Source organism: Escherichia whittamii, assembly GCF_014836715.1.
In the GTDB taxonomy this organism is placed as follows: domain Bacteria; phylum Pseudomonadota; class Gammaproteobacteria; order Enterobacterales; family Enterobacteriaceae; genus Escherichia; species Escherichia whittamii.
This window is the reverse complement of record NZ_JACSQI010000008.1, coordinates 184678-211432: the sequence shown is the minus strand read 5'-3', so window position 1 is coordinate 211432 and position 26755 is coordinate 184678. Positions and strand designations below refer to the sequence as shown.

Here is a 26755-nt window from a genome sequence, read left to right as displayed (position 1 = left end):
ACACGAATTTTCAAAACGGAACAGCTTATGAGTGCAATCGCGCCTGGAATGATCCTCATCGCGTACCTCTGCGGCTCCATTTCCAGTGCCATTCTGGTTTGCCGCCTTTGTGGCTTGCCCGACCCGCGAACCAGCGGCTCCGGCAATCCTGGCGCGACCAACGTTTTACGCATGGGTGGCAAAGGAGCAGCCGTAGCAGTGCTGATCTTTGACGTTCTAAAAGGTATGTTGCCTGTCTGGGGGGCATATGAATTAGGCGTCAGCCCCTTTTGGCTGGGATTAATTGCGATTGCCGCCTGTCTTGGACACATCTGGCCCATTTTCTTCGGTTTTAAAGGGGGAAAAGGCGTTGCCACCGCTTTTGGCGCTATTGCTCCGATCGGCTGGGATTTAACGGGTGTGATGGCGGGGACCTGGCTGCTTACCGTACTATTGAGTGGATATTCTTCGCTGGGGGCGATTGTCAGCGCACTGATTGCCCCGTTTTACGTCTGGTGGTTTAAGCCACAGTTCACCTTTCCGGTTTCTATGCTCTCTTGCCTGATCCTGCTGCGTCATCATGACAACATCCAGCGTCTGTGGCGTCGCCAGGAGACAAAAATCTGGACGAAATTCAAAAGAAAGCGCGAAAAAGATCCCGAGTGATTTCCGGCAGGTTTACAAAACCTGATAGCCTTCGGCGGGCTTGCCTAGCCGTTGCTGGCACCACGCTGCCAGAAACTCTACGCAAACGCGCAACTTCATGCTGCGATAGAGCGGCTCCCGATAAACAGCCCAGATATTGGCGCTTTGTGCATACTCCGGCAATACTCGCACCAGTTTACCACTCTCCAGAAACGGCAAAACATCCCACTCGGAACGCAGCATGATCCCTTTGCCCTCCAGCGCCCATTGCAGCACAATCTCGCCGCTATTGGAGGAAAGATGCCCGCTAACCTTCACCGATTTTTTCTCCTGACCGTTCCCCAACTCCCATATTCCGTGGGTCATATCGCGCTCTTTGGTCACCAGACAGTCATGACGACTTAATTCCTGTAATGATTGTGGCGGGGGATATTTTTGCAGATACTCAGGTGCAGCGCATAATATTCTTTTATTTTTCGTTAACAGATGCGCGATATAATAATCAGGGATTTCATCATTAATACGAATATCCAGATCAATATTATCCTGCACTAAATCAATTTGCCGATCGAACAATTCAAAATGCACCTGTAATTCAGGGTAATTGCGCATCAGTTCGGTAATGGCTGGCGCAATATAACTGCGCCCAAATCCAAAGCTGCAACCAATACGAATCATCCCCTCCGGGCGCGTTTTGATTTGCGTGACGTCATCGACCAGTCGCTGATATTGGGTGAGGATTTCCAGCGCATGTTCGTAACAACGTTGGCCGCTCTCAGTCAGTGCCACGCCACGTGCCGAGCGGTTCAGCAGCGTGGTTGCCAGCGTATTTTCAAGGATTTGGATCCGTTTAGTGACAAATGCGGGCGTCTGCCCAAGCGTTGCCGCTGCGGCGCTAAAGCTCCCGCTGTGGACGATTTCTACCAGTACCTGCAAGTCTTTGGCTAAAGGCCAGCTATTTAGCATCGTTAAATATCCGCAGTTTTGATAAACGCAGTGTATTTCGCAAAACATTGCCATTCCCTGCTCTGGCGCAATATTCATTCTTATTTTCGTGTTGATTAACGAACTGTTAATTACATATTCACGGCAGCAAAAAATATAAACCCACATTTTTAGTGGTAGTTTGTGGCGGTGAATTTTTCCAGACAAATAGAAAAACTGGAGTTGCCATGATGAGCGAATGTAATAAACAACAGGCAGTGAATAAGTTGACGGAGATTGTCACTAACTTTACCGCCATGATTTCTACCCGAATGCCCGATGACGTGGTGGATAAACTAAAACAGCTAAGAGATGCCGAAACGTCGTCGATGGGGAAAATCATCTACCACACGATGTTCGATAACATGCAAAAAGCGATCGACCTGAATCGTCCGGCCTGCCAGGACACCGGTGAAATCATGTTTTTCGTCAAGGTCGGTTCCCGTTTCCCGCTGCTTGGCGAGCTGCAAAGCATTCTTAAGCAAGCCGTGGAAGAGGCGACCATCAAAGCGCCACTGCGCCACAACGCGGTGGAAATTTTTGACGAAGTGAATACCGGCAAAAATACCGGCAGCGGCGTACCGTGGGTCACCTGGGATATTGTCCCTGACGGTGACGACGCGGAAATCGAAGTTTATATGGCTGGCGGTGGCTGCACGCTGCCTGGCCGCTCGAAAGTATTAATGCCTTCGGAAGGCTACGAAGGCGTGGTGAAATTCGTCTTCGAAAATATCTCCACTCTCGCCGTAAACGCCTGTCCGCCGGTACTGGTAGGTGTGGGCATCGCCACTTCGGTGGAAACCGCCGCTGTACTCTCGCGTAAAGCCATTTTGCGCCCAATAGGCAGCCGCCACCCCAATCCGAAAGCGGCAGAGCTGGAGCTACGCCTGGAGGAAGGACTCAACCGTCTGGGGATTGGCCCACAAGGGCTGACTGGCAACAGTTCAGTAATGGGCGTGCATATCGAATCTGCCGCTCGCCATCCGTCTACCATCGGCGTTGCTGTCTCTACCGGCTGCTGGGCGCATCGTCGCGGCACGCTGCTGGTTCATGCCGATCTCTCCTTTGAAAATCTGTCTCACACCCGGAGCGCGTTATGAAAAAGATCCTGACAACCCCGATCAAAGCTGAAGATCTGCAAGATATTCGCGTCGGCGATGTGATCTACCTGACCGGTACGCTGGTGACCTGCCGCGACGTTTGTCACCGCCGCTTGATCGAACTCAAACGCCCGATCCCTTACGATCTCAACGGCAAAGCGATTTTCCACGCAGGCCCCATCGTGCGTAAAAACGGTGACAAATGGGAGATGGTGTCCGTCGGCCCGACAACCAGTATGCGAATGGAAAGTTTTGAACGTGAGTTCATCGAGCAGACTGGCGTGAAACTGGTGGTCGGCAAAGGCGGAATGGGGCCGCTGACCGAAGAAGGCTGCCAGAAATTCAAGGCGCTGCATGTGATTTTCCCGGCAGGCTGCGCGGTACTGGCAGCAACGCAGGTGGAAGAGATTGAAGAGGTGCACTGGACAGAACTCGGGATGCCAGAGTCGCTGTGGGTCTGCCGGGTCAAAGAGTTTGGCCCACTGATTGTCTCTATCGATACCCACGGCAACAACCTGATAGCCGAAAACAAAAAGCTGTTCGCCGAACGCCGCGGCCCCATCGTGGAAGAAATCTGCGAGCACGTCCACTACATCAAATAACTCTCACGGAGAGGTTCGCCCCCTCTCCTTTTTCGCAGGCATAACACGATGAAACCTTCCACTGAATGGTGGCGATACCTTGCGCCACTGGCGGTCATCGCCATTATTGCTCTACTTCCGGTTCCTGCAGGGCTGGAGAGTCATACCTGGCTCTACTTTGCGGTTTTTACCGGCGTGATCGTTGGGCTTATCCTCGAACCCGTACCAGGTGCCGTGGTGGCGATGGTGGGTATCTCCATCATTGCCATTCTCTCGCCGTGGCTGCTGTTTAGCCCGGACCAACTCGCCCAGCCAGGCTTTAAGTTCACCGCTAAATCCCTCTCCTGGGCGGTTTCCGGTTTTTCTAATTCGGTTATCTGGCTGATTTTCGCCGCCTTTATGTTTGGTACGGGCTATGAAAAAACCGGACTTGGACGTCGCATCGCGCTGATTCTGGTAAAAAAGATGGGGCATCGCACGCTGTTTCTCGGTTATGCGGTGATGTTCTCCGAGTTGATCCTTGCGCCTGTAACACCGTCCAACTCGGCGCGTGGTGCGGGGATTATCTATCCCATCATCCGTAACCTGCCGCCGCTCTATCAATCACAACCAAACGACAGCAGCTCGCGCAGCATTGGCTCGTACATCATGTGGATGGGGATTGTTGCCGACTGCGTGACCAGCGCCATTTTTCTGACGGCGATGGCGCCTAACCTGCTGTTAATTGGACTGATGAAAAGCGCATCTCACGCCACGCTGAGTTGGGGCGACTGGTTTCTCGGCATGTTGCCGCTCAGTATATTACTGGTCCTGCTGGTTCCCTGGCTGGCTTATGTGCTGTATCCGCCAGTACTGAAGTCAGGCGATCAGGTGCCTCGCTGGGCAGAGACGGAACTACAGGCAATGGGCCCGCTCTGTTCGCGTGAAAAACGGATGCTGGGGCTAATGGTGGGCGCACTGGTGCTGTGGATTTTCGGCGGTGATTATATCGATGCCGCGATGGTCGGTTACAGCGTGGTGGCACTGATGCTGCTTCTGCGCATTATCTGCTGGGACGACATTGTCAGTAATAAAGCCGCGTGGAATGTTTTTTTCTGGCTGGCCTCGCTTATCACCCTCGCCACCGGACTCAATAACACTGGTTTTATTAGTTGGTTTGGCAAACTGTTAGCAGGCGGCTTAAGCGGTTATTCACCAACGATGGTGATGGTGGTGTTAATTGTGGTGTTTTATCTGCTGCGCTACTTCTTTGCCAGCGCCACGGCGTATACCTCCGCTCTCGCGCCGATGATGATTGCCGCCGCGCTGGCGATGCCGGAAATTCCGCTACCGGTGTTCTGCCTGATGGTTGGCGCAGCAATTGGTTTGGGGAGCATTCTTACGCCATACGCCACCGGACCCAGCCCGATTTACTACGGCAGTGGTTATCTGCCAACGGGGGATTACTGGCGACTGGGGGCGATTTTTGGGCTGATCTTCCTCGTGTTGCTGGTGATTATCGGCTTACTGTGGATGCCCGTGGTGTTGCTTTAAGTAAGGGCGGTGCCGGAAGAGACTCTCCGGCACCTGATATTTTACGCAGCCGGTAACTCTGCCAGCGGCCAGCGCGGACGCACGCTAACGCCGAGATCCGCCGTCGTGCCTGCTTTAAACCGTACCATTCCGGCATAGGCGATCATCGCACCGTTATCGGTACAAAATTCCGGACGCGCGTAGAACACTTCGCCGCGACGCTTTTTCATCATTTCCGCCAGTTTCGCCCGCAGCGTGCGGTTAGCACTCACGCCGCCTGCCATTACCAGTCGCTTGAAGCCCGTCTGATCCAATGCCCGTTTGCACTTAATCATCAGTGTATCGACCACCGCATCTTCAAAAGCTCGGGCAATATCGGCACGCGTCTGGTCGTCGGTGCCGTTGTCACGAATCGTGTTCGCGGCGAAGGTTTTCAGGCCAGAGAAACTAAAATCCAGCCCCGGACGGTCGGTCATCGGGCGCGGGAAGACAAAGCGCCCGGCTGTACCCTGAGCGGCCATTTTTGACAGTAACGGCCCGCCCGGATAATCCAGCCCCAGCAGTTTCGCGGTTTTATCAAACGCTTCCCCGGCGGCATCATCGATAGACTCACCGAGCAACTCGTACTGACCAATGCCGGTTACGCTGATTAACTGCGTATGACCGCCGGAAACCAGCAATGCGACAAACGGAAATTCCGGTGGGTTATCTTCCAGCATCGGCGCTAACAGATGCCCTTCCATATGGTGTACCGGGATCGCCGGAACGTTCCAGGCAAACGCCAGAGAACGCCCTACCGTTGCGCCAACCAGCAGCGCGCCGACTAATCCTGGGCCTGCGGTATAGGCCACGGCGTCAATGTCTTTTGCCGTTAAACCGGATTCTTTCAGCGCCGCCTGGATCAACGGTACGGTTTTACGTACGTGATCGCGGGAGGCAAGTTCAGGCACCACGCCGCCGTAGTCAGCGTGCAATTTCACCTGACTATACAATTGGTTGGCTAACAAACCTTTTTCATCGTCGTAAATGGCGATGCCGGTTTCATCGCAGGAAGTTTCAATACCCAGTACACGCATGACTTGTTTTACCTCGCTTTATTACCGCGCAGTGTAGGACCAATGCGGGTTGATGTAAAACTTTGTTCGCCCCTGGAGAAAGCCTCGTGTATACTCCTCACCCTTATAAAAGTCCCTTTCAAAAAAGGCCGCGGTGCTTTACAAAGCAGCAGCAATTGCAGTAAAATTCCGCACCATTTTGAAATAAGCTGGCGTTGATGCCAGCGGCAAACCGAATTAATCAAAGGTGAGAGGCACATGCCGGTAATTAAAGTACGTGAAAACGAGCCGTTCGACGTAGCTCTGCGTCGCTTCAAGCGTTCCTGCGAAAAAGCAGGTGTTCTGGCGGAAGTTCGTCGTCGTGAGTTCTATGAAAAACCGACTACCGAACGTAAGCGCGCTAAAGCTTCTGCAGTGAAACGTCACGCGAAGAAACTGGCTCGCGAAAACGCACGCCGCACTCGTCTGTACTAATTCCCTGAGAGCGTTGCTCTCCGATCAGACCGAGTTGTAGTTGTAAGGCCGTGCTTCCGAAAGGAATGCGCGGCTTATTTTCGTTTATGAATTGCTAAAAATCGGGGCCTATGGCTGGACGAATCCCACGCGTATTCATTAATGATCTGCTGGCACGCACCGACATCGTCGATCTGATCGATGCCCGTGTGAAGCTGAAAAAGCAGGGCAAGAATTTCCACGCGTGTTGTCCATTCCACAACGAGAAAACCCCGTCATTCACCGTTAACGGTGAGAAACAGTTTTACCACTGCTTTGGATGTGGCGCGCACGGCAACGCGATCGATTTCCTGATGAACTACGACAAGCTCGAGTTCGTCGAAACGGTCGAAGAGCTGGCGGCAATGCACAATCTTGAAGTGCCATTTGAAGCAGGCAGCGGCCCCAGCCAGATCGAGCGCCATCAACGGCAAACGCTTTATCAGTTGATGGACGGTCTGAATACGTTTTACCAACAATCTTTACAGCAACCTGTTGCCATGTCTGCGCGCCAGTATCTGGAAAAACGCGGATTAAGCCACGAGGTCATCGCCCGTTTTGCGATTGGTTTTGCGCCCCCCGGCTGGGACAACGTCCTGAAACGGTTTGGCGGCAATCCAGAAAATCGCCAGTCATTGATTGATGCGGGCATGTTGGTAACTAACGATCAGGGCCGTAGTTACGATCGTTTCCGCGAGCGGGTAATGTTCCCTATTCGCGATAAACGCGGTCGGGTAATTGGTTTTGGCGGGCGCGTGCTGGGCAACGATACCCCCAAATACCTGAACTCGCCGGAAACCGATATTTTCCATAAAGGCCGCCAGCTTTACGGTCTTTATGAAGCGCAGCAGGATAACGCTGAACCCCAACGTTTACTTGTGGTCGAAGGCTATATGGACGTGGTGGCGCTGGCGCAATACGGTATTAATTACGCCGTTGCGTCGCTGGGTACGTCAACCACTGCCGATCACATTCAACTGTTGTTCCGCGCAACCAACAATGTCATTTGCTGTTATGACGGTGACCGCGCAGGTCGCGATGCTGCCTGGCGAGCGTTGGAAACGGCGTTGCCTTACATGACAGACGGCCGTCAGCTACGTTTTATGTTTTTGCCTGATGGTGAAGACCCTGACACTCTGGTGCGCAAAGAAGGTAAAGAGGCGTTTGAAGCGCGGATGGAGCAGGCAATGCCACTCTCCGCATTTCTGTTTAACACTCTGATGCCGCAAGTTGATCTGAGCACCCCAGACGGGCGCGCGCGCTTGAGTACTTTGGCGCTGCCATTGATTTCGCAGGTACCAGGCGAAACGCTGCGAATATATCTTCGTCAGGAATTAGGCAACAAATTAGGCATACTTGATGACAGCCAGCTTGAACGATTAATGCCGAAAGCAGCAGAGAGCGGCGTTTCTCGTCCTGTTCCGCAGCTAAAACGCACGACCATGCGTATACTTATAGGGTTGCTGGTGCAAAATCCAGAATTAGCGACGTTGGTCCCGCCGCTTGAAAATCTGGCTGAAAATAAGCTTCCCGGACTTGGCTTATTCAGAGAACTGGTCAACACTTGTCTATCCCAGCCAGGTCTGACCACCGGGCAACTTTTAGAGCACTATCGTGGTACAAATAATGCTGCCACCCTTGAAAAACTGTCGATGTGGGACGATATAGCAGATAAGAATATTGCTGAACAAACCTTCACCGACTCACTCAACCATATGTTTGATTCGCTGCTTGAACTGCGTCAGGAAGAGTTAATCGCTCGTGAGCGCACGCATGGTTTAAGCAACGAAGAACGCCTGGAACTCTGGACATTGAACCAGGAACTGGCGAAAAAGTGATTTAACGGCTTAAGTGCCGAATAGCGATCGGGAAGCCCCCGACAGCCGCACTGAGAGGCAGCGGCAAAATATAAGTACGCCCTCGTAATTATCGTTGGCGGTAAACAGCCATTGGATTTCAGCGTTAACGCCTGAAGGACATCTGGTCAATCGCCCAACACCAACCTCATGAAATAAGTGTGGATACCGTCTTATGGAGCAAAACCCGCAGTCACAGCTGAAACTTCTTGTCACCCGTGGTAAGGAGCAAGGCTATCTGACCTATGCCGAGGTCAATGACCATCTGCCGGAAGATATCGTCGATTCCGATCAGATCGAAGACATCATCCAAATGATCAATGACATGGGCATTCAGGTGATGGAAGAAGCGCCGGATGCCGATGACCTGATGCTGGCTGAAAACACAGCAGACGAAGATGCTGCCGAAGCCGCCGCGCAGGTGCTTTCCAGCGTGGAATCTGAAATCGGGCGTACGACTGACCCGGTACGCATGTACATGCGTGAAATGGGCACCGTTGAACTGTTGACCCGCGAAGGCGAAATTGACATCGCTAAACGCATCGAAGATGGGATCAACCAGGTTCAATGCTCCGTTGCTGAATATCCGGAAGCGATCACCTATCTGCTGGAACAGTACGATCGTGTTGAAGCAGAAGAAGCGCGTCTGTCCGATCTGATCACCGGCTTTGTTGACCCGAACGCAGAAGAAGATCTGGCGCCAACCGCCACTCACGTCGGTTCTGAGCTTTCCCAGGAAGATCTGGACGATGACGAAGATGAAGACGAAGAAGATGGTGACGACGATACCGCCGACGATGACAACAGCATCGACCCGGAACTGGCTCGCGAAAAATTTGCTGAACTGCGCGCCCAGTACGTTGTAACGCGTGACACCATCAAAGCAAAAGGCCGTAGTCACGCAGCCGCCCAGGAAGAGATCCTGAAACTGTCTGAAGTGTTCAAACAGTTCCGCCTGGTGCCGAAGCAGTTTGACTACCTGGTCAACAGCATGCGCGTCATGATGGACCGCGTTCGTACGCAAGAACGTCTGATCATGAAGCTCTGCGTTGAGCAGTGCAAAATGCCGAAGAAAAACTTTATCACTCTGTTTACCGGCAATGAAACCAGCGATACCTGGTTCAACGCGGCAATTGCGATGAATAAGCCGTGGTCAGAAAAACTGCACGATGTCTCTGAAGAAGTGCATCGCGCCCTGCAGAAACTGCAACAGATTGAAGAAGAAACCGGCCTGACCATCGAGCAGGTTAAAGATATTAACCGTCGCATGTCCATCGGTGAAGCGAAAGCCCGCCGTGCGAAGAAAGAGATGGTTGAAGCGAACTTACGTCTGGTTATTTCTATCGCCAAGAAATATACCAACCGCGGTCTGCAGTTCCTGGATCTGATTCAGGAAGGCAACATCGGTCTGATGAAAGCGGTTGATAAGTTCGAATACCGCCGTGGTTACAAGTTCTCCACCTACGCAACCTGGTGGATCCGTCAGGCGATCACCCGCTCTATCGCGGATCAGGCGCGCACCATCCGTATTCCGGTGCATATGATTGAGACTATCAACAAACTCAACCGTATTTCTCGCCAGATGCTGCAAGAGATGGGCCGCGAGCCGACGCCGGAAGAGTTGGCTGAACGTATGCTGATGCCGGAAGACAAGATCCGCAAAGTGCTGAAGATCGCCAAAGAGCCAATCTCTATGGAAACGCCGATCGGTGATGATGAAGATTCGCATCTGGGGGATTTCATTGAGGACACCACCCTCGAGCTGCCGCTGGATTCTGCGACCACCGAAAGCCTGCGTGCAGCAACGCACGACGTGCTGGCTGGCCTGACCGCGCGTGAAGCGAAAGTTCTGCGTATGCGTTTTGGTATCGACATGAACACCGACCACACGCTGGAAGAAGTGGGTAAACAGTTCGACGTTACCCGCGAACGTATCCGTCAGATCGAAGCGAAGGCGCTGCGTAAACTGCGCCATCCGAGCCGCTCTGAAGTGCTGCGTAGCTTCCTGGACGATTAATCGGTAGGCCGGATAAGGCGTTACGCCGCATCCGGCAGTTGTCCCTTTGCACAAACGCCACCTTTTCGGTGGCGTTTTTTTTATCGCCCGCGCACCACCAGCGCCTGATCCAGTTCGCGATACGCCTCAACCAGCTTCTCAAGGGAAACGCGACTTAAACCGCTGGGATTCGGCAGCACCCAAATCTGTGTCGGACCAATGGTGAGCGTTTGCTTCCCCCACTGCGCACCGCGCTGGCTGAATCCTTGTTCATATGCTTGTTTGCCCAGAATCGCCAACGCCTGCGGCTGATAATCTTCAATTTTTTCAATCAGCTTGCGTCCGCCTGCATGCAACTCCTGCTTTGTCACCTCATTTGCTTGTACCGTTGGCCTGTCAACCAATTTGGTTACTCCACAACGATAATCCAGCAAATGCTGTGCCTCCTGAGGCTTCAACTGACGGTCGGTAAACCCGGCCTGATAAATTACCTTCCAGAAGCGATTCGCCGGATGGGCAAAAGGAAAGCCAGTATCCGCAGATGAAAGCCCCGGATTAATGCCGCAAAACACCACGCGCAACCCTGGTGCAATAATATCTTCAACCATATTAACTCCTGAACAACACAACCCGCGGGAAGTATAACGAATTGAAAACACATTGTTTATAAAAACAGCAGCCGCGCGGTAATGGCTGGATTGCGACGCGGAGTTACTTTATAATCCGCTACCATGGCCCCTTAGCTCAGTGGTTAGAGCAGGCGACTCATAATCGCTTGGTCGCTGGTTCAAGTCCAGCAGGGGCCACCACATACAGCAAAGGCTGACGAGAAATCGTCAGCCTTTTTCTTTTCATATATCAATTACTTTGCGTGCCAGTAAGCCGCTGCGCGTACCCGCTGTGGGTCATACTGTTCCGCTTCAAAGCGGCGGCTTAAATTCTTAACTACTTTGCCTTCGCCGGTTATCCAGATGAAGTAATCATCGGCAGGGATTTGCAGCTGCGCCAGACGCGCGTCTACCGCCCGCTCATCATGTGCCAGCCATTCGATATTAAAACCATCAAGGTGCACGAGATAATCCTGACAGGCGTTATCCTGCACGCTGACCAGCGCGGTAACTTGCGGTTTAACGGCAAGTTTACTCAACGTTTCCAGGCGGCGGCGCAGTGCGGGCATTCCGGATTCATCACAGACATACACTTGATACGCGTAATCCTCTGGCACCACCAGCGAACCGCGCGGCCCGGCTACCGTGAGCTTGTCACCCGGTTGCGCCTGCATCGCCCAGCCGCTGGCGACCCCGCCATCGTGAATAAAGAAATCGATCGCCAGTTCATGGCGTTGCTCGTCATACAGCGGCGTATAGTCGCGCGAAGGTGGACGCGGTCCTTCCGGCCAGACGATCCCCTCTTCTGTTACCGTTGGCGGAACAAAGTGAGCGCCAGGTTGAGGAAAGAAGAGTTTGCTGTGATCGTCAAAACCGCGCGACGTAAAACCGTCCAGCGCCTCGCCGCCAAGGACAATGCGCTGAAAACCGGCGCTAATGCGCTCAACGCGCAGTACAGTCAGTTCACGGAAGCGCAGATCATTGCGAACGCGCTGCGGGTAGCGGGGGGAATTATTCATTGTTATCGCCTTCGTGATGGTAATCAGATATATCTAAATGAAATTTGCAAATGATAATGATTGTTAATCATGATAAATGCAAGCGATTTGTAGAACTGATATATCTGAAGTGTGTGAAGACATTCCGCGTCGTAGCAAGGCTGCCGGATGCGGCATGAATGCTTTATCCGGCCTGGATGTTGAGTACATCTGCGTTTAAAAATCATTTTTGTACTTGCAGAAATGTTTATATCAGATATAAATTAGATATATCTAATTAAGCAAAAGGAGGCTGATATGAGCCATCATCACGAAGGGTGTTGTAAACATGAAGGCCAGCCACGCCATGAAGGCTGCTGCAAAGGTGAGAAGTCAGAACACGAGCGCTGCGAGCATGGACATCATCATGAACATGGTCAATGCTGCGGTGGTCGCCACGGTCGCGGCGGCGGTCGTCGGCAACGTTTCTTTGGTCACGGTGAATTGCGTCTGGTAATTCTGGATATTCTCTCGCGCGATGACAGCCACGGTTACGAGTTGATTAAAGCGATTGAGAATCTGACCCAGGGGAATTACACCCCAAGCCCGGGCGTCATCTACCCGACGCTGGATTTTCTCCAGGAGCAGTCGCTGATTACCATCCGCGAAGAGGAAGGCGGCAAGAAGCAGATTGCGCTGACCGAACAGGGCGCGCAGTGGCTGGAAGAAAACCGCGAACAAGTCGAGATGATTGAAGAGCGAATCAAAGCGCGCTGTGTTGGCGCGGCATTGCGCCAGAACCCGCAAATGAAGCGAGCGCTGGATAATTTTAAAGCGGTGCTGGACTTACGCGTCAACCAGAGCGATATCAGCGACGCGCAGATAAAAAAGATCATTGCGGTGATCGACCGCGCCGCTTTTGACATTACCCAGCTGGATTAATCACCGATTGCCGGATGCGGCGTGAACGCCTTATCCAGCCTACACCCACCCGTAGGCCTGATAAGATGCGCCAGCATCGCATCAGGCATTGTGTACCAACCGCTATATCCGGTATACCGATTAATGCAGCACCGTCACCGCGTCTTCCAGTCGGCTGGCGCGGTGTTTCACCATCGCCGACACCTGTGCACTCTCTTCCACCAGCTCGGCATTTTTCTGGGTAATCATGTTAAGCTCATCCACCGCCCGGGTCAGGCTGGAAAGCCCATCGGCCTGTTCCAGTGTTGAATGGCTAATCTGGGCAATCAACTGGGTGACATTTTTCACCTGGGCCACAATATCGTCCATCGTACGTCCGGCAGCGTGCACCTGCTGCGAGCCGGATTGCACCTTATCAGCACTGGCATCGATCAACTTGCGAATATCGTTGGCAGCATTGGCGCTACGGCTGGCTAAATGACGCACTTCCCCTGCCACCACAGCAAAACCTTTGCCTTGTTCTCCGGCACGCGCCGCTTCCACCGCCGCATTCAGGGCGAGAATATTGGTCTGAAACGCTATATCGTTAATTAGCGAAGTAATGGTGCCAATGCGCTGGGTACTGTCGGCAATATCATCCATCGTCTTGATCACCATGGTCATCGCTTCCCCGCCCTGCACCGCCGCATTACTGGCGGTGATAGAAAGTTTATCAGCAGCCGAAGCTGTAGCTGAGTTCTGTTTCACCGACGCTGCCATCTGGTTCATGGTCGCTACCGTTTGCTGGACATTATCTACTGTCTGCTGAGTATGCTCGTTCAGTTCATCAGTGCCTTTCGCCAGCGTCTCGCTGCCGTTTCTGACACTGGACACCTGGCTTGAAACATCGTTAATTAGCCAACGGCACATCAGACCTAGCTGCCCTACCGCGCGTAATGTCAGCCCCAGCTCATCGCTGCGATTCAAATGCTCAACACTATTACGCTCTCCGGTCGCCACCTTCAGCGCCTGGCTGGCGACATTTTCTATCGGGCGTACAATTTGCCATTCAAAACAGGCATTTCCCAACAACATCACTAACGCACAGAGGAAATACGTCACCACCGGGGCAGCAACAAACCAAAGCATGGCCGCCAGCACGAGAAACAGCAGCGTCATCACTCCACGCGTTCGCCAACGAAGCGGTAATGAAGGCAATTTTCCCAACCAACCGTTACGCACCACCAGCCCTTTATGGATACGTTTATTGGTACGTCCGGCGTTTAGCGCCTTGTACAGCGGCTCGACCGCCGCGATCTCTTCATCCGTCGCCCGCGTGCGAATCGACATATAGCCACTGATTTTGCCCTCACGCACCATCGGCACTGCATTCGCCCGTATCCAATAATGGTCACCATTTTTGCGGCGATTTTTCACAATACCACTCCAGGGTTCCCCTTTTTTCAGGGTGTACCACATATCAGCAAACGCCGCTTTTGGCATATCCGGGTGACGCACCATGTTGTGCGGCTGGCCCTGTAACTCCTGCAAGGTATAGCCACTCACTTGCACGAAAGAATCATTGGCGTGGGTAATATAGCTTTGCAGATCGGTAGTGGACATCAGGGTAGTATCGTCAGCCAGCGGGGTATTTTGCTGGGTGACATACGGATGAGAAGACATAATCGCGTCCTGTGCAGGTTATATGGTTGTTAACTTCTTGTCGGAAGTTATGTCGGCCCAGGCGCGGTTATCTTTAGCACTTTAATTTGATTTAGATCGCAATTTGCGATTAAAGCACAAGCTCTAATTCCTTGATTTAAAATACTTTCACTCTGTTATTATCCGAAAACGTTAATTATCTTGCCCAAAAATCAGGCTTTTATTGCCCTGAAAGAGTGCATTTGCGCTGCGAACGCAAAATCCATCCCAGATAAAATCGTGCAAAATAACAACAAAAGTTAACCAGCAGCATTAAATGTTACACAAATGATAATACAATTTGTGTTTATCCCGATTTTCGCGATCGCAGCCGGAGTGGCGCAATCCCTGCAATACTTAAATCGGTATCATGTGATACGCGAGCCTCCGGAGCATATTTTGAACAGGTTACCTTCGAGCGCATCGGCTTTAGCGTGCAGCGCCCACGCCCTGAATCTCATTGAGAAGCGAACGCTGGATCATGAGGAGATGAAAGCACTTAACCGGGAGGTGATTGAATACTTCAAAGAGCATGTCAATCCGGGGTTTTTAGAGTATCGCAAATCTGTTACCGCCGGCGGGGATTACGGAGCCGTAGAGTGGCAAGCGGGAGGTTTAAATACGCTTGTCGACACCCAGGGACAGGAGTTTATCGACTGCCTGGGAGGTTTTGGAATTTTCAACGTGGGGCACCGTAATCCAGTTGTGGTTTCCGCCGTACAGAATCAACTTGCGAAACAGCCCTTGCATAGTCAGGAATTGCTCGACCCATTACGGGCGATGCTGGCGAAAACCCTTGCTGCGCTAACGCCCGGTAAACTGAAATACAGCTTCTTCTGTAATAGCGGCACCGAGTCCGTTGAAGCGGCGCTGAAACTGGCGAAGGCTTATCAGTCGCCGCGCGGCAAGTTTACTTTTATTGCCACCAGCGGCGCGTTCCACGGTAAATCGCTCGGCGCACTGTCGGCCACGGCGAAATCGACCTTCCGCAAACCGTTTATGCCGCTGCTGCCAGGTTTCCGTCATGTGCCGTTTGGCAATATCGAAGCCATGCGCACGGCCCTTAGCGAGTGCAAAAAAACCGGTGATGATGTGGCTGCGGTGATCCTTGAGCCGATTCAGGGCGAAGGTGGCGTAATTCTGCCGCCGCCGGGCTATCTCACTGCCGTGCGTAAGTTGTGCGATGAGTTCGGCGCACTGATGATCCTTGATGAAGTACAAACAGGAATGGGGCGGACGGGCAAGATGTTCGCCTGCGAGCATGAGAACGTTCAGCCGGATATTCTGTGCCTGGCGAAAGCCCTCGGTGGCGGCGTGATGCCGATTGGCGCAACCATTGCTACCGAAGAGGTGTTCTCAGTCCTGTTCGACAACCCGTTCCTGCACACCACCACCTTTGGCGGCAATCCGCTGGCCTGTGCGGCGGCGCTGGCGACCATCAATGTGTTGCTGGAACAGAACCTACCGGCCCAGGCAGAGCAAAAAGGCGATATGTTGCTGGACGGTTTCCGCCAGCTGGCACGGGAATATCCCGATCTGGTGCAGGAAGCGCGTGGTAAAGGGATGTTGATGGCGATTGAGTTTGTTGATAACGAAATCGGCTACAACTTTGCCAGCGAGATGTTCCGCCAGCGTGTGCTGGTTGCCGGAACGCTCAACAACGCCAAAACGATCCGCATTGAACCGCCACTGACGCTGACCGTTGAACAGTGTGAAGTGGTGATCAAAGCGGCGCGTAAGGCGCTGGCGGCCATGCGCGTGAGTGTGGAAGAAGCGTAATACCGATGTCGGATGGCGATGCAACATCGCCATCCGATATTTTCTTATACGATTCGCACGCCCGCAGGCATCATGCGTTCCGGCGTTAACAGCACGCTTTCACTGCCGTCATCGGTTTCCGCACACAGCAGCATGCATTCCGAGGTTTCACCGCGCATTTTCGCTTTTTGCAGATTGCACAGCACCACCACCGTTTTCCCCATCAGCTCTTCTTCGCTGTAGTACGGCACCAGGCTGGTCACGGTTTGCAGCGTTTTTTCACCGACATCTACCTGTACGATATACAGCTTGTCGGCGTTTTCATGGCGTTTCACTTCCACAATCTTTCCGACGCGCATTTCCAGACGCGCGAAATCGGCGTAAGCCACGGTTTCCATTGTTGTCCCTCCTCAAGTAAAATTTTACTAAACTATAGCAAAAGTTTTTCTCAATCCTGTAGGCTAAAAATGGAGAATGCAGGCGTGATCACATTCGTACGTCGCTGTGTTACCGTTACAGCGTCAAAGAAACGCGCTTTATTTACTGAAAACAGGTGACCCGATAAGCACTTCCTCTACAATGGAAGCGCACATCAGGGAAAGTAAAAAAGGTAAACATGGCAACACTAAAAGACATCGCAATCGAAGCTGGCGTATCCCTGGCGACAGTATCCAGGGTCTTAAATGACGATCCGACATTGAATGTGAAAGAAGAGACGAAACATCGCATTCTCGAGATCGCCGAAAAGCTGGAGTACAAGACCAGTAGCGCCCGTAAACTACAGACAGGCGCAGTCAACCAACACCATATTCTGGCTATCTACAGCTACCAACAGGAGCTGGAGATCAACGATCCTTACTATCTGGCGATCCGCCACGGCATTGAAACCCAGTGCGAAAAGCTGGCGATTGAACTGACCAACTGTTATGAACACAACGGCTTGCCAGACATTAAAAACGTCACCGGCATTTTGATTGTTGGCAAACCCACGCCCGCACTGCGCGCCGCCGCCAGCGCGTTGACCGACAATATCTGTTTTATCGACTTTCACGAACCCGGCAGCGGTTACGATGCGGTGGATATCGATCTGGCACGCATCAGTAAAGAAATCATCGATTTCTATATCGATCAGGGCGTTAATCGTATTGGTTTTATTGGTGGCGAAGACTTGCCTGGCAAGGCGGATATTCGCGAGGTCGCCTTTGTGGAATATGGTCGACTGAAACAAGTGGTACGCGAAGAAGACATCTGGCGCGGCGGTTTTTCAAGTTCGTCGGGCTATGAACTGGCAAAGCAAATGCTGGCGCGGGAAGACTACCCGAAGGCGTTGTTTGTCGCTTCCGATTCCATTGCTATTGGCGTACTGCGGGCAATTCATGAACGTGGCCTGAACATCCCAGAAGATATTTCGCTTATCAGCGTTAACGACATCCCCACCGCGCGATTTACCTTTCCGCCGCTCTCAACCGTGCGCATCCATTCCGAAATGATGGGAAGCCAGGGCGTCAACCTGTTGTATGAAAAGGCTCGCGATGGTCGTGCGCTGCCGCTGTTAGTCTTCGTTCCCAGCAAATTAAAACTGCGCGGTACAACCCGCTAAATCCCCTTACGCACTGTCCGGCAATCGTTTTTACCGGACAGTGCTGCCGTTTATTTTCGTGATCCAGTTAAAGTAAATGCATTTATTCGCTATTTTTTAGTAAAAATTTTACTAAACTCCCCAGCAATTACACAAACTACCATCACCATGAATGGTTCCGATTTCTCTCTACCGGGAGGCCCTATGAATCGCTGGGAAAACATTCAGCTCACCCACGAAAACCGACTTGCGCCGCGTGCGTACTTTTTTTCTTATGATTCTGTTGCGCAGGCGCGTACCTTTGCCCGCGAAACCAGCAGCCTGTTTCTGCCCTTAAGCGGCCAGTGGAATTTCCACTTTTTTGATCATCCGCTGCAAGTGCCAGAAGCTTTCACTTCCGAGTTAATGGCTAACTGGGGATACATCACCGTCCCCGCCATGTGGCAAATGGAAGGCCACGGCAAACTACAATATACCGACGAAGGTTTTCCGTTCCCCATCGATGTGCCTTTTGTCCCCAGCGATAACCCAACCGGTGCCTATCAACGCATTTTCACCCTCAGCGACGGCTGGCAAGGCAAGCAGACGCTGATTAAATTTGACGGCGTCGAAACCTATTTTGAAGTCTACGTTAACGGTCAGTATGTTGGTTTCAGCAAGGGCAGCCGTCTGACCGCAGAGTTTGACATCAGTGCGATGGTAAAAACCGGCGACAACCTGTTGTGTGTGCGCGTGATGCAGTGGGCGGATTCCACCTACGTGGAAGACCAGGATATGTGGTGGTCGGCGGGGATCTTCCGCGATGTTTATCTGGTCGGAAAACAACTAACGCATATTAACGATTTCACCGTACGCACCGATTTTGACGAAGCCTATTGCGATGCCACGCTGTCCTGCGAAGTGGTGCTGGAAAATCTCGCTGCCTCCCCTGCCGTAACGACGCTGGAATATACTCTGTTCGATGGCGAGCGTGTGGTGCACAGCGGCGCCATTGATCATCTGGCAATTGAAAAACTGACCAGCGCCAGCTTTGCTTTTACTGTCGAACAGCCGCAGCAATGGTCCGCAGAATCCCCTTATCTTTACCATCTGGTCATGACGCTGAAAGACGCCGACGGCAACGTTCTGGAAGTGGTGCCGCAACGCGTTGGCTTCCGTGATATCAAAGTGCGCGACGGTCTGTTCTGGATCAATAACCGTTATGTGATGCTGCACGGCGTCAACCGTCACGACAACGATCATCGCAAAGGCCGCGCCGTTGGGATGGATCGCGTCGAGAAAGATCTTCAGTTGATGAAGCAGCACAACATCAACTCCGTGCGTACTGCTCACTACCCGAACGATCCGCGTTTTTACGAACTGTGTGATATCTACGGCCTGTTTGTGATGGCGGAAACCGACGTCGAATCGCACGGCTTTGCTAACGTCGGCGATATCAGCCGCATTACCGACGATCCGCAGTGGGAAAAGGTCTACGTCGAGCGCATCGTTCGGCATATTCACGCGCAGAAAAACCATCCGTCGATCATCATCTGGTCGCTGGGCAACGAGTCCGGCTATGGCTGTAACATCCGCGCGATGTACCACGCAGCGAAGGCGCTGGATGACACGCGCCTGGTACACTACGAAGAAGATCGCGATGCCGAAGTGGTCGATATTATTTCCACCATGTACACCCGCGTGCCGCTGATGAATGAGTTTGGTGAATACCCGCATCCGAAGCCGCGCATCATCTGCGAATACGCCCATGCGATGGGGAATGGACCTGGCGGGCTGACGGAATATCAGAACGTCTTCTATAAGCACGATTGCATTCAGGGGCATTATGTCTGGGAGTGGTGCGACCACGGGATCCAGGCGCAGGATGACAACGGCAACGTCTGGTATAAATTCGGCGGCGATTACGGCGACTATCCCAACAACTATAACTTCTGTCTTGATGGTTTGATCTATTCCGATCAAACGCCGGGACCAGGTCTGAAAGAGTACAAACAAGTTATTGCGCCAGTAAAAATCCACGCGCTGGATCTTACTCGCGGCGAACTGAAAGTAGAAAATAAACTGTGGTTTACCACGCTTGATGACTACACCCTGCACGTAGAGGTGCGCGCCGAAGGTGAAACGCTCGCGACGCAGCAGATTAAGCTGCGCGACGTTGCGCCGAACAGCGAAGCGCCATTGCACATTACGCTGCCGCAACTGGACGCCCGCGAAGCATTCCTCAATATTACGGTGACCAAAGATTCCCGCACCCGCTACAGCGACGCCGGACACCCTATCGCCACTTATCAGTTCCCGCTGAAGGAAAACACCGCACAGCCAGTGCCTTTCACACCGAACAACGCTCGTCCGCTGATGCTGGAAGACGATCGTTTGAGCTGCATCGTTCGCGGCTACAACTTCGCGATCACCTTCTCAAAAATGAGTGGCAAACCGACATCCTGGCAGGTGAATGGCGAATCGCTGCTGACTCGCGAGCCTAAGATCAACTTCTTCAAGCCGATGATCGACAACCACAAGCAGGAGTACGAAGGGCTGTGGCAGCCGAATCATTTGCAGATTATGCAGGAACATCTGCGCGACTTTGCCGTTGAACAGAGCGATGGCGAGGTGTTGATCATCAGCCACACGGTTATTGCTCCTCCGGTGTTTGACTTCGGGATGCGCTGCACCTACATCTGGCGCATCGCTGCCGATGGCCAGGTTAACGTGACGCTTTCCGGCGAGCGTTACGGCGACTATCCACACATCATTCCGTGCATCGGTTTCACCATGGGGATTAACGGCGAATACGACCAGGTGGCATATTACGGACGTGGACCGGGCGAAAACTACGCCGACAGCCAGCAGGCTAACATCATCGATATCTGGCGCAGCACCGTCGATGCCATGTTCGAGAACTATCCCTTCCCGCAGAACAACGGCAACCGTCAGCATGTCCGCTGGGCGGCGCTGACAAACCGCCACGGCAACGGCCTGCTGGTGGTTCCACAGCGCCCAATTAACTTCAGCGCCTGGCACTACACCCAGGAAAACATCCACGCTGCCCAGCACTGCAACGAGCTGCAGCGCAGTGATGACATCACCCTGAATCTTGACCACCAGCTGCTTGGCCTCGGCTCCAACTCCTGGGGCAGCGAGGTGCTGGACTCCTGGCGCGTCTGGTTCCGTGACTTCAGCTACGGCTTTACGTTGCTGCCGGTTTCTGGCGGAGAAGCCACCGCGCAAAGCCTGGCGTCGTATGAGTTCGGCGCAGGATTCTTTTCCACGAATTTGCACAGCGAGAATAAGCAATGAGGATCATCGATAACTTAGAACAGTTCCGCCAGATTTACGCCTCTGGCAAGAAGTGGCAACGTTGCGTTGAAGCGATTGAAAATATCGACAACATTCAGCCTGGCGTCGCCCACTCCATCGGTGACTCATTGACCTACCGTGTGGAAAATGACTCCGCGACCGATGCGTTATTTACCGGGCATCGTCGTTATTTTGAAGTGCATTACTACCTGCAAGGGCAGCAAAAGATTGAATATGCGCCGAAGGAGACATTACAGGTAGTGGAATATTATCGCGATGAAACTGACCGTGAATATTTAAAAGGCTGCGGAGAAACCGTCGAGGTTCACGAAGGGCAAATCGTTATTTGCGATATCCATGAAGCATATCGTTTTATCTGCAATAACGCGGTCAAAAAAGTCGTTCTCAAAATCACCATCGAAGATGGTTATTTCCATAACAAATAACAACTACGGCGGCAAAAGGAGTTTGCCGCCACCGCTACCCTACTCATTTTCGGAGATGTGTTATGTCTGATACCAAACGTAATACAATCGGCAAATTCGGCTTGCTCTCGCTGACTTTTGCCGCCGTTTACAGCTTTAACAACGTTATCAATAATAATATTGAGCTTGGACTGGCCTCGGCGCCGATGTTTTTCCTCGCAACGATTTTTTATTTTATTCCCTTCTGTCTGATCATCGCAGAATTTGTCTCGTTAAACAAAAACTCGGAAGCCGGTGTCTACGCGTGGGTAAAAAGCTCGCTGGGCGGACGTTGGGCATTTATTACTGCCTATACCTACTGGTTCGTAAACCTGTTCTTTTTCACCTCGCTGTTGCCGCGCGTTATTGCTTACGCTTCATATGCCTTCCTCGGCTACGAATATATTATGACGCCGGTTGCTACCACCATTATCAGTATGGTGCTGTTCGCCTTCTCCACCTGGGTTTCTACCAACGGGGCGAAAATGCTGGGGCCAATCACCTCCGTGACCTCAACGCTAATGCTGCTGTTAACGCTCTCCTACATTTTACTGGCAGGTACGGCGCTGGTTGGTGGCGTACAGCCTGCCGATCCGATCACCGTTGACGCGATGATCCCGAACTTCAACTGGGCGTTCCTCGGCGTTACCACCTGGATCTTTATGGCCGCAGGCGGCGCGGAGTCCGTCGCGGTGTACGTTAACGACGTCAAAGGCGGTTCGAAATCGTTCGTTAAAGTGATCATCCTCGCCGGGATTTTCATTGGTGTACTGTACTCCGTCTCCTCGGTGCTGATTAACGTCTTCGTCAGCAGCAAAGAGTTGAAGTTTACCGGCGGATCGGTACAGGTATTCCACGGCATGGCGGCGTATTTTGGTCTGCCGGAAGCGTTAATGAATCGCTTTGTTGGCCTTGTTTCCTTTACTGCGATGTTCGGTTCCCTGCTGATGTGGACCGCAACGCCGGTGAAAATTTTCTTCTCCGAAATCCCGGAAGGCATCTTTGGTAAGAAAACCGTTGAACTGAACGAAAACGGCGTTCCGGCGCGCGCAGCGTGGATCCAGTTCCTGATCGTCATCCCGCTGATGATTATCCCGATGCTCGGCTCCAATACCGTGCAGGATCTGATGAATACCATTATTAATATGACTGCCGCAGCGTCCATGCTTCCGCCGTTATTCATCATGCTGGCGTATCTGAATTTACGCGCCAAATTAGATCACCTGCCACGCGATTTCCGTATGGGTTCCCGCCGCACCGGTATTATCGTTGTTTCAATGCTGATTGCGATATTTGCCGTAGGATTTGTCGCTTCGACATTCCCGACTGGTGCGAATATTCTGACCATCATTTTTTATAACGTCGGCGGTATTGTTATCTTCCTCGGCTTTGCGTGGTGGAAATACAGTAAATATATAAAGGGACTCACGGCTGAAGAGCGCCATATTGAAGCGACGCCAGCCAACAATGTTGATTAAGCAGACTAATAAAAAATGAGCAGGCATTTTCTCTCTTCCTGGATGGGGAGAGGGAAAATAGTTTCTGCCTTTATGTTTTTTATAATTATTTATTACAACGATAAAAGGCTGTACTTTTTTCTTTAGCTCATGGATTAATATTATGAAATTTATAAGTACGCCATGCAGAGCATTACTTGCTCTGCCGTTTTGCTACGCGTTTTCTGCTGCAGGTGAAGAAGCACGTCCGGCAGAACATGACGACACAAAAACGCCCGCCATTACCTCAACATCTTCTCCTTCATTTCGTTTTTACGGCGAATTGGGGGTTGGTGGATATATGGATTTAGAGGGCGAGAATAAACATAAATACAGCGACGGCACTTATATCGAAGGCGGTCTGGAGATGAAATATGGCTCCTGGTTCGGCCTGATTTACGGCGAAGGCTGGACCGTGCAGGCCGACCACGACGGCAATGCCTGGGTGCCTGACCATAGCTGGGGCGGTTTTGAAGGTGGGATTAACCGTTTCTATGGCGGTTATCGTACCAACGATGGCACCGAAATCATGCTCAGTCTGCGCCAGGATTCCTCGCTGGATGACCTGCAATGGTGGGGCGACTTCACCCCCGATCTGGGCTACGTCATTCCCAATACCCGCGACATTATGACTGCGCTGAAGGTACAGAACTTAACCGGCAACTTTCGTTATAGCGTCACCGCCACACCTGCCGGACATCATGACGAAAGCAAAGCCTGGCTGCATTTTGGCAAATACGATCGCTACGACGACAAATACACCTATCCGGCAATGATGAACGGTTACATCCAGTATGACCTTGCCGAAGGCATCACCTGGATGAACGGTCTGGAAATCACCGACGGCACCGGGCAACTCTATCTCACTGGCCTGCTTACCCCTAACTTCGCAGCCCGCGCCTGGCACCATACCGGACGCGCCGACGGACTGGACGTACCGGGAAGTGAAAGCGGAATGATGGTGAGCGCCATGTATGAAGCGTTAAAGGGCGTTTATCTCTCCACCGCTTACACCTACGCCAAACATCGCCCTGACCACGCTGACGATGAAACCACCTCTTTCATGCAGTTTGGTGTCTGGTACGAATACGGCGGCGGACGTTTCGCAACGGCTTTTGACAGCCGCTTCTACATGAAAAATGCCTCTAACGATCCCAGCGACCAAATCTTCCTGATGCAATATTTCTACTGGTAATAAGGACTGTAATTTCATGAAAATCAAAACTATTTTAACGCCAGTAGCCTGTGCTCTGCTGATGAGTTTTTCAGCCCATGCCGCTAACGCCGACAATTATAAAAACGTGATTAACCGTACCGGCGCACCGCAATACATGAAGGATTACGATTACGACGACCACCAGCGTTACAACCCATTTTTTGATCTCGGTGCCTGGCATGGTCATCTGTTGCCAGACGGTCCGAACACCATGGGCGGTTTTCCGGGCGTTGCGCTGCTGACGGAAGAGTACATCAACTTTATGGCGACCAATTTCGACCGCCTGACCGTCTTGCAGGATGGCAAGAAAGTCGACTTCACGCTGGAGGCATACAGTATTCCCGGCGCGCTGGTGCAAAAACTGACAGCAAAAGATGTGCAGGTCGAAATGACTCTGCGCTTCGCCACGCCGCGCACGTCACTACTGGAAACCAAAATCACCAGCAATAAACCACTGGATCTGGTGTGGGACGGTGAACTGCTGGAAAAACTGGAAGCCAAAGAAGGGAAACCGCTTTCCGATAAAACCATTGCTGGCGAGTATCCTGACTATCAGCGCAAAATCAGCGCCACCCGTGATGGTCTGAAAGTTACCTTTGGCAAAGTGCGCGCCACCTGGGATCTGCTGACCTCCGGCGAATCGGAATATCAGGTGCATAAATCCCTGCCAGTGCAGACTGAAATCAACGGCAACCGCTTTACCAGTAAGGCGCATATCAACGGTTCGACGACGCTCTATACCACCTATTCCCATCTGCTGACCGCACAAGAAGTTAGCAAAGAGCAGATGCAAATCCGCGATATTCTGGCGCGTCCGGCGTTTTATCTCACCGCCTCGCAGCAACGCTGGGAAGAGTACCTGAAGAAAGGGTTAACCAATCCAGATGCGACGCCAGAACAGACGCGCGTGGCGGTAAAAGCAATCGAGACGCTCAACGGTAACTGGCGCTCGCCGGGCGGCGCGGTGAAATATAACACCGTCACGCCGTCGGTGACCGGGCGCTGGTTCTCCGGCAATCAGACCTGGCCGTGGGATACCTGGAAACAGGCGTTTGCGATGGCGCATTTCAATCCCGATATCGCCAAAGAGAATATCCGCGCGGTCTTCTCCTGGCAGATCCAGCCCGGCGACACCGTGCGTTCGCAGGATGTGGGCTTTGTCCCCGACCTGATAGCGTGGAACCTTAGCCCGGAGCGCGGAGGCGATGGCGGCAACTGGAACGAACGTAACACCAAGCCCAGCCTTGCCGCCTGGTCGGTGATGGAAGTGTATAACGTCACCCAGGATAAAACCTGGCTGGCAGAGATGTACCCGAAACTGGTGGCCTATCACGACTGGTGGTTACGTAACCGCGATCACAACGGCAACGGCGTGCCGGAATATGGCGCGACCCGCGATAAAGCCCACAACACTGAGAACGGCGAGATGCTGTTTACGGTGAAAAAAGGCGACAAAGAAGAGACGCAGTCTGGCCTGAATAACTACGCCCGTGTGGTAGAGAAAGGCCAGTATGATAGTCTGGAAATCCCGGCACAGGTTGCTGCGTCGTGGGAATCGGGTCGTGATGACGCCGCCGTCTTTGGTTTTATCGACAAAGAACAGCTGGATAAATATGTCGCAAGCGGCGGTAAACGTAGCGACTGGACGGTGAAATTCGCCGAGAACCGCAGCCAGGACGGAACGTTGCTGGGCTACTCGCTACTGCAGGAGTCAGTGGATCAGGCCAGCTATATGTACAGCGATAATCATTATCTGGCCGAGATGGCAACCATTCTCGGTAAGCCGGAAGAGGCCAAACGCTATCGCCAGTTGGCGCAGCAGCTCGCGGACTACATCAACACCTGCATGTTCGACCCGACCACGCAGTTCTACTATGACGTGCGCATTGAAGATAAACCGCTGACGAACGGCTGCGCGGGAAAACCGATTGTCGAGCGTGGTAAAGGGCCGGAAGGCTGGTCGCCGCTGTTTAACGGTGCGGCAACGCAGGCCAACGCCGACGCGGTGGTGAAGGTGATGCTGGACACCAAAGAGTTCAACACCTTTGTTCCGCTGGGAACGGCGGCGTTAACGAACCCGGCCTTTGGTGCGGACATTTACTGGCGCGGGCGCGTATGGGTGGATCAGTTCTGGTTTGGCCTGAAAGGGATGGAGCGTTACGGGTATCGCGATGATGCCCTGAAGCTCGCGGATATGTTCTTCCAGCACGCCAAAGGATTAACCGCCGATGGTCCGATTCAGGAGAATTACAATCCGCTGACCGGCGCACAGCAAGGTGCACCAAATTTCTCCTGGAGTGCCGCGCATTTGTATATGTTGTATAACGATTTTTTCCGTAAGCAGTAATTAGCAACGGCTGGCGGATGCGGCGTAAACGCCTTATCCGCCCTACATGTACGCTCCCCCTGGCCGGATAAGACGCATCAAGCGTCGCATCCGGCAATTGCACCACGCCACTGGTGGATGCGGCGTGAACGCCTTATTCGCCCTACATGTACGCTCCCGTAGTTCTGTAGGCCGGATAAGACGCGTCAAGCGTCGCATCCGGCAATTGCACC

Annotated in this window: 21 protein-coding genes and 1 tRNA gene; 16 read left to right on the top strand and 6 right to left on the bottom strand. The window is 52.6% G+C overall.

The annotated features are described in order from the left end of the window. Window positions 1-27: 27 nt before the first annotated feature. On the top strand, window positions 28-645 hold the full coding sequence (gene plsY / locus H9644_RS14295; RefSeq protein ID WP_064529611.1) for a glycerol-3-phosphate 1-O-acyltransferase PlsY: 618 nt from the start codon (window positions 28-30) through the stop codon (window positions 643-645). A 12-nt stretch (window positions 646-657) separates the two neighbouring features. Here the strand turns inward: plsY and ttdR are convergent, their stop codons facing one another. After that, a complete protein-coding gene (ttdR, locus tag H9644_RS14290; RefSeq protein ID WP_064529861.1) occupies window positions 658-1590 on the bottom strand; it encodes an L-tartrate utilization transcriptional activator TtdR in 933 nt (310 codons plus the stop codon). Window positions 1591-1796: 206 nt separating this feature from the next. Here ttdR and ttdA point away from each other — a divergent pair, with 206 nt between their 5' ends. From ttdA to ttdT, 3 genes are read left to right on the top strand one after another with little or no spacing between them, the layout of a single operon-like run. After that, complete coding sequence (gene ttdA, locus H9644_RS14285) at window positions 1797-2708, top strand: L(+)-tartrate dehydratase subunit alpha (protein WP_074399597.1); 912 nt, start codon at window positions 1797-1799, stop codon at window positions 2706-2708. After that, window positions 2705-3310 carry a L(+)-tartrate dehydratase subunit beta gene (gene ttdB, locus H9644_RS14280; protein WP_064529610.1) on the top strand — a complete coding sequence of 202 codons (606 nt, stop codon included), beginning with the start codon at window positions 2705-2707 and terminating at the stop codon, window positions 3308-3310. Before ttdA ends, ttdB begins: the two co-directional genes overlap by 4 nt. Window positions 3311-3358: 48 nt before the next feature. Next, window positions 3359-4822 carry an L-tartrate/succinate antiporter gene (ttdT, locus tag H9644_RS14275; protein WP_064529609.1) on the top strand — a complete coding sequence of 488 codons (1464 nt, stop codon included), beginning with the start codon at window positions 3359-3361 and terminating at the stop codon, window positions 4820-4822. Window positions 4823-4863: 41 nt separating this feature from the next. Here ttdT and tsaD read toward each other — a convergent pair whose 3' ends face one another. Beyond that, window positions 4864-5877 (bottom strand): tRNA (adenosine(37)-N6)-threonylcarbamoyltransferase complex transferase subunit TsaD, encoded by a 1014-nt coding sequence (tsaD, locus tag H9644_RS14270; protein ID WP_064529608.1) that lies wholly within the window; start codon window positions 5875-5877, stop codon window positions 4864-4866. Window positions 5878-6114: 237 nt separating this feature from the next. Between tsaD and rpsU the strand changes: the two genes are divergently transcribed. The 3 genes from rpsU (at window position 6115) to rpoD (ending at window position 10221) form a co-directional block, all read left to right on the top strand. Next, window positions 6115-6330, top strand: a complete 216-nt coding sequence (rpsU, locus tag H9644_RS14265) for a 30S ribosomal protein S21 (RefSeq protein WP_001144069.1) — start codon at window positions 6115-6117, stop codon at window positions 6328-6330. Between the two features lie 110 nt (window positions 6331-6440). After that, window positions 6441-8186, top strand: coding sequence for a DNA primase (gene dnaG, locus H9644_RS14260; RefSeq protein ID WP_064529607.1), 1746 nt, complete (start codon window positions 6441-6443; stop codon window positions 8184-8186). Window positions 8187-8379: 193 nt separating this feature from the next. Further along, a complete protein-coding gene (gene rpoD / locus H9644_RS14255) occupies window positions 8380-10221 on the top strand; it encodes an RNA polymerase sigma factor RpoD (RefSeq protein WP_064529606.1) in 1842 nt (613 codons plus the stop codon). A gap of 80 nt (window positions 10222-10301) precedes the next feature. Here rpoD and mug read toward each other — a convergent pair whose 3' ends face one another. Then, window positions 10302-10808 (bottom strand): G/U mismatch-specific DNA glycosylase, encoded by a 507-nt coding sequence (gene mug, locus H9644_RS14250; protein WP_064529605.1) that lies wholly within the window; start codon window positions 10806-10808, stop codon window positions 10302-10304. A 125-nt stretch (window positions 10809-10933) separates the two neighbouring features. Between mug and H9644_RS14245 the strand changes: the two genes are divergently transcribed. Then, window positions 10934-11009 (top strand) — tRNA-Ile (locus tag H9644_RS14245). 53 nt (window positions 11010-11062) lie between these two features. Here H9644_RS14245 and nfeF read toward each other — a convergent pair. After that, a complete protein-coding gene (gene nfeF / locus H9644_RS14240; RefSeq protein ID WP_064529604.1) occupies window positions 11063-11827 on the bottom strand; it encodes an NADPH-dependent ferric chelate reductase NfeF in 765 nt (254 codons plus the stop codon). 276 nt (window positions 11828-12103) lie between these two features. Here nfeF and nfeR point away from each other — a divergent pair, with 276 nt between their 5' ends. Further along, entirely contained in the window at window positions 12104-12727 is a 624-nt protein-coding gene (gene nfeR, locus H9644_RS14235) for a DNA-binding transcriptional regulator NfeR (RefSeq protein WP_064529603.1), read from the top strand. Between the two features lie 120 nt (window positions 12728-12847). Here nfeR and aer read toward each other — a convergent pair whose 3' ends face one another. Next, window positions 12848-14368, bottom strand: coding sequence for an aerotaxis sensor receptor Aer (gene aer / locus H9644_RS14230; protein WP_191775048.1), 1521 nt, complete (start codon window positions 14366-14368; stop codon window positions 12848-12850). A 417-nt stretch (window positions 14369-14785) separates the two neighbouring features. On the opposite strand from aer, the gene ygjG reads away from it, so the two are divergent. After that, window positions 14786-16165, top strand: a complete 1380-nt coding sequence (gene ygjG, locus H9644_RS14225; RefSeq protein ID WP_064529859.1) for a putrescine aminotransferase — start codon at window positions 14786-14788, stop codon at window positions 16163-16165. 44 nt (window positions 16166-16209) lie between these two features. Here ygjG and H9644_RS14220 read toward each other — a convergent pair whose 3' ends face one another. Next, a complete protein-coding gene (locus tag H9644_RS14220) occupies window positions 16210-16542 on the bottom strand; it encodes a tRNA-binding protein (RefSeq protein WP_000450588.1) in 333 nt (110 codons plus the stop codon). 218 nt (window positions 16543-16760) lie between these two features. Between H9644_RS14220 and ebgR the strand changes: the two genes are divergently transcribed. The 6 genes from ebgR (at window position 16761) to ygjK (ending at window position 26543) form a co-directional block, all read left to right on the top strand. Further along, entirely contained in the window at window positions 16761-17744 is a 984-nt protein-coding gene (gene ebgR / locus H9644_RS14215) for a transcriptional regulator EbgR (RefSeq protein ID WP_191775046.1), read from the top strand. 183 nt (window positions 17745-17927) lie between these two features. After that, window positions 17928-21020 carry a beta-galactosidase subunit alpha gene (gene ebgA / locus H9644_RS14210; protein WP_191775043.1) on the top strand — a complete coding sequence of 1031 codons (3093 nt, stop codon included), beginning with the start codon at window positions 17928-17930 and terminating at the stop codon, window positions 21018-21020. Further along, window positions 21017-21466 (top strand): beta-galactosidase subunit beta, encoded by a 450-nt coding sequence (locus H9644_RS14205; RefSeq protein ID WP_191775041.1) that lies wholly within the window; start codon window positions 21017-21019, stop codon window positions 21464-21466. Before ebgA ends, H9644_RS14205 begins: the two co-directional genes overlap by 4 nt. Before the next feature lie 62 nt (window positions 21467-21528). Then, window positions 21529-22962 carry an amino acid permease gene (locus H9644_RS14200; RefSeq protein ID WP_001285444.1) on the top strand — a complete coding sequence of 478 codons (1434 nt, stop codon included), beginning with the start codon at window positions 21529-21531 and terminating at the stop codon, window positions 22960-22962. Between the two features lie 142 nt (window positions 22963-23104). Next, window positions 23105-24175 (top strand): protein YgjJ, encoded by a 1071-nt coding sequence (ygjJ, locus tag H9644_RS14195; RefSeq protein WP_064529598.1) that lies wholly within the window; start codon window positions 23105-23107, stop codon window positions 24173-24175. A gap of 16 nt (window positions 24176-24191) precedes the next feature. Further along, a complete protein-coding gene (ygjK, locus tag H9644_RS14190) occupies window positions 24192-26543 on the top strand; it encodes an alpha-glucosidase (RefSeq protein ID WP_191775038.1) in 2352 nt (783 codons plus the stop codon). The last annotated feature ends 212 nt before the right edge of the window (window positions 26544-26755 follow it).

Excerpts from the sequence above, each read along its gene's own strand:
- plsY (WP_064529611.1), top strand. The coding sequence starts at position 28 with ATGAGTGCAATCGCGCCTGGAATGATCCTCATCGCGTACCTCTGCGGC.
- ttdR (WP_064529861.1), bottom strand. The coding sequence starts at position 1,590 with ATGCTAAATAGCTGGCCTTTAGCCAAAGACTTGCAGGTACTGGTAGAA.
- ttdA (WP_074399597.1), top strand. The coding sequence starts at position 1,797 with ATGATGAGCGAATGTAATAAACAACAGGCAGTGAATAAGTTGACGGAG.
- ttdB (WP_064529610.1), top strand. The coding sequence starts at position 2,705 with ATGAAAAAGATCCTGACAACCCCGATCAAAGCTGAAGATCTGCAAGAT.
- ttdT (WP_064529609.1), top strand. The coding sequence starts at position 3,359 with ATGAAACCTTCCACTGAATGGTGGCGATACCTTGCGCCACTGGCGGTC.
- tsaD (WP_064529608.1), bottom strand. The coding sequence starts at position 5,877 with ATGCGTGTACTGGGTATTGAAACTTCCTGCGATGAAACCGGCATCGCC.
- rpsU (WP_001144069.1), top strand. The coding sequence starts at position 6,115 with ATGCCGGTAATTAAAGTACGTGAAAACGAGCCGTTCGACGTAGCTCTG.
- dnaG (WP_064529607.1), top strand. The coding sequence starts at position 6,441 with ATGGCTGGACGAATCCCACGCGTATTCATTAATGATCTGCTGGCACGC.
- rpoD (WP_064529606.1), top strand. The coding sequence starts at position 8,380 with ATGGAGCAAAACCCGCAGTCACAGCTGAAACTTCTTGTCACCCGTGGT.
- mug (WP_064529605.1), bottom strand. The coding sequence starts at position 10,808 with ATGGTTGAAGATATTATTGCACCAGGGTTGCGCGTGGTGTTTTGCGGC.
- nfeF (WP_064529604.1), bottom strand. The coding sequence starts at position 11,827 with ATGAATAATTCCCCCCGCTACCCGCAGCGCGTTCGCAATGATCTGCGC.
- nfeR (WP_064529603.1), top strand. The coding sequence starts at position 12,104 with ATGAGCCATCATCACGAAGGGTGTTGTAAACATGAAGGCCAGCCACGC.
- aer (WP_191775048.1), bottom strand. The coding sequence starts at position 14,368 with ATGTCTTCTCATCCGTATGTCACCCAGCAAAATACCCCGCTGGCTGAC.
- H9644_RS14220 (WP_000450588.1), bottom strand. The coding sequence starts at position 16,542 with ATGGAAACCGTGGCTTACGCCGATTTCGCGCGTCTGGAAATGCGCGTC.
- ebgR (WP_191775046.1), top strand. The coding sequence starts at position 16,761 with ATGGCAACACTAAAAGACATCGCAATCGAAGCTGGCGTATCCCTGGCG.
- ebgA (WP_191775043.1), top strand. The coding sequence starts at position 17,928 with ATGAATCGCTGGGAAAACATTCAGCTCACCCACGAAAACCGACTTGCG.
- H9644_RS14205 (WP_191775041.1), top strand. The coding sequence starts at position 21,017 with ATGAGGATCATCGATAACTTAGAACAGTTCCGCCAGATTTACGCCTCT.
- H9644_RS14200 (WP_001285444.1), top strand. The coding sequence starts at position 21,529 with ATGTCTGATACCAAACGTAATACAATCGGCAAATTCGGCTTGCTCTCG.
- ygjJ (WP_064529598.1), top strand. The coding sequence starts at position 23,105 with ATGAAATTTATAAGTACGCCATGCAGAGCATTACTTGCTCTGCCGTTT.
- ygjK (WP_191775038.1), top strand. The coding sequence starts at position 24,192 with ATGAAAATCAAAACTATTTTAACGCCAGTAGCCTGTGCTCTGCTGATG.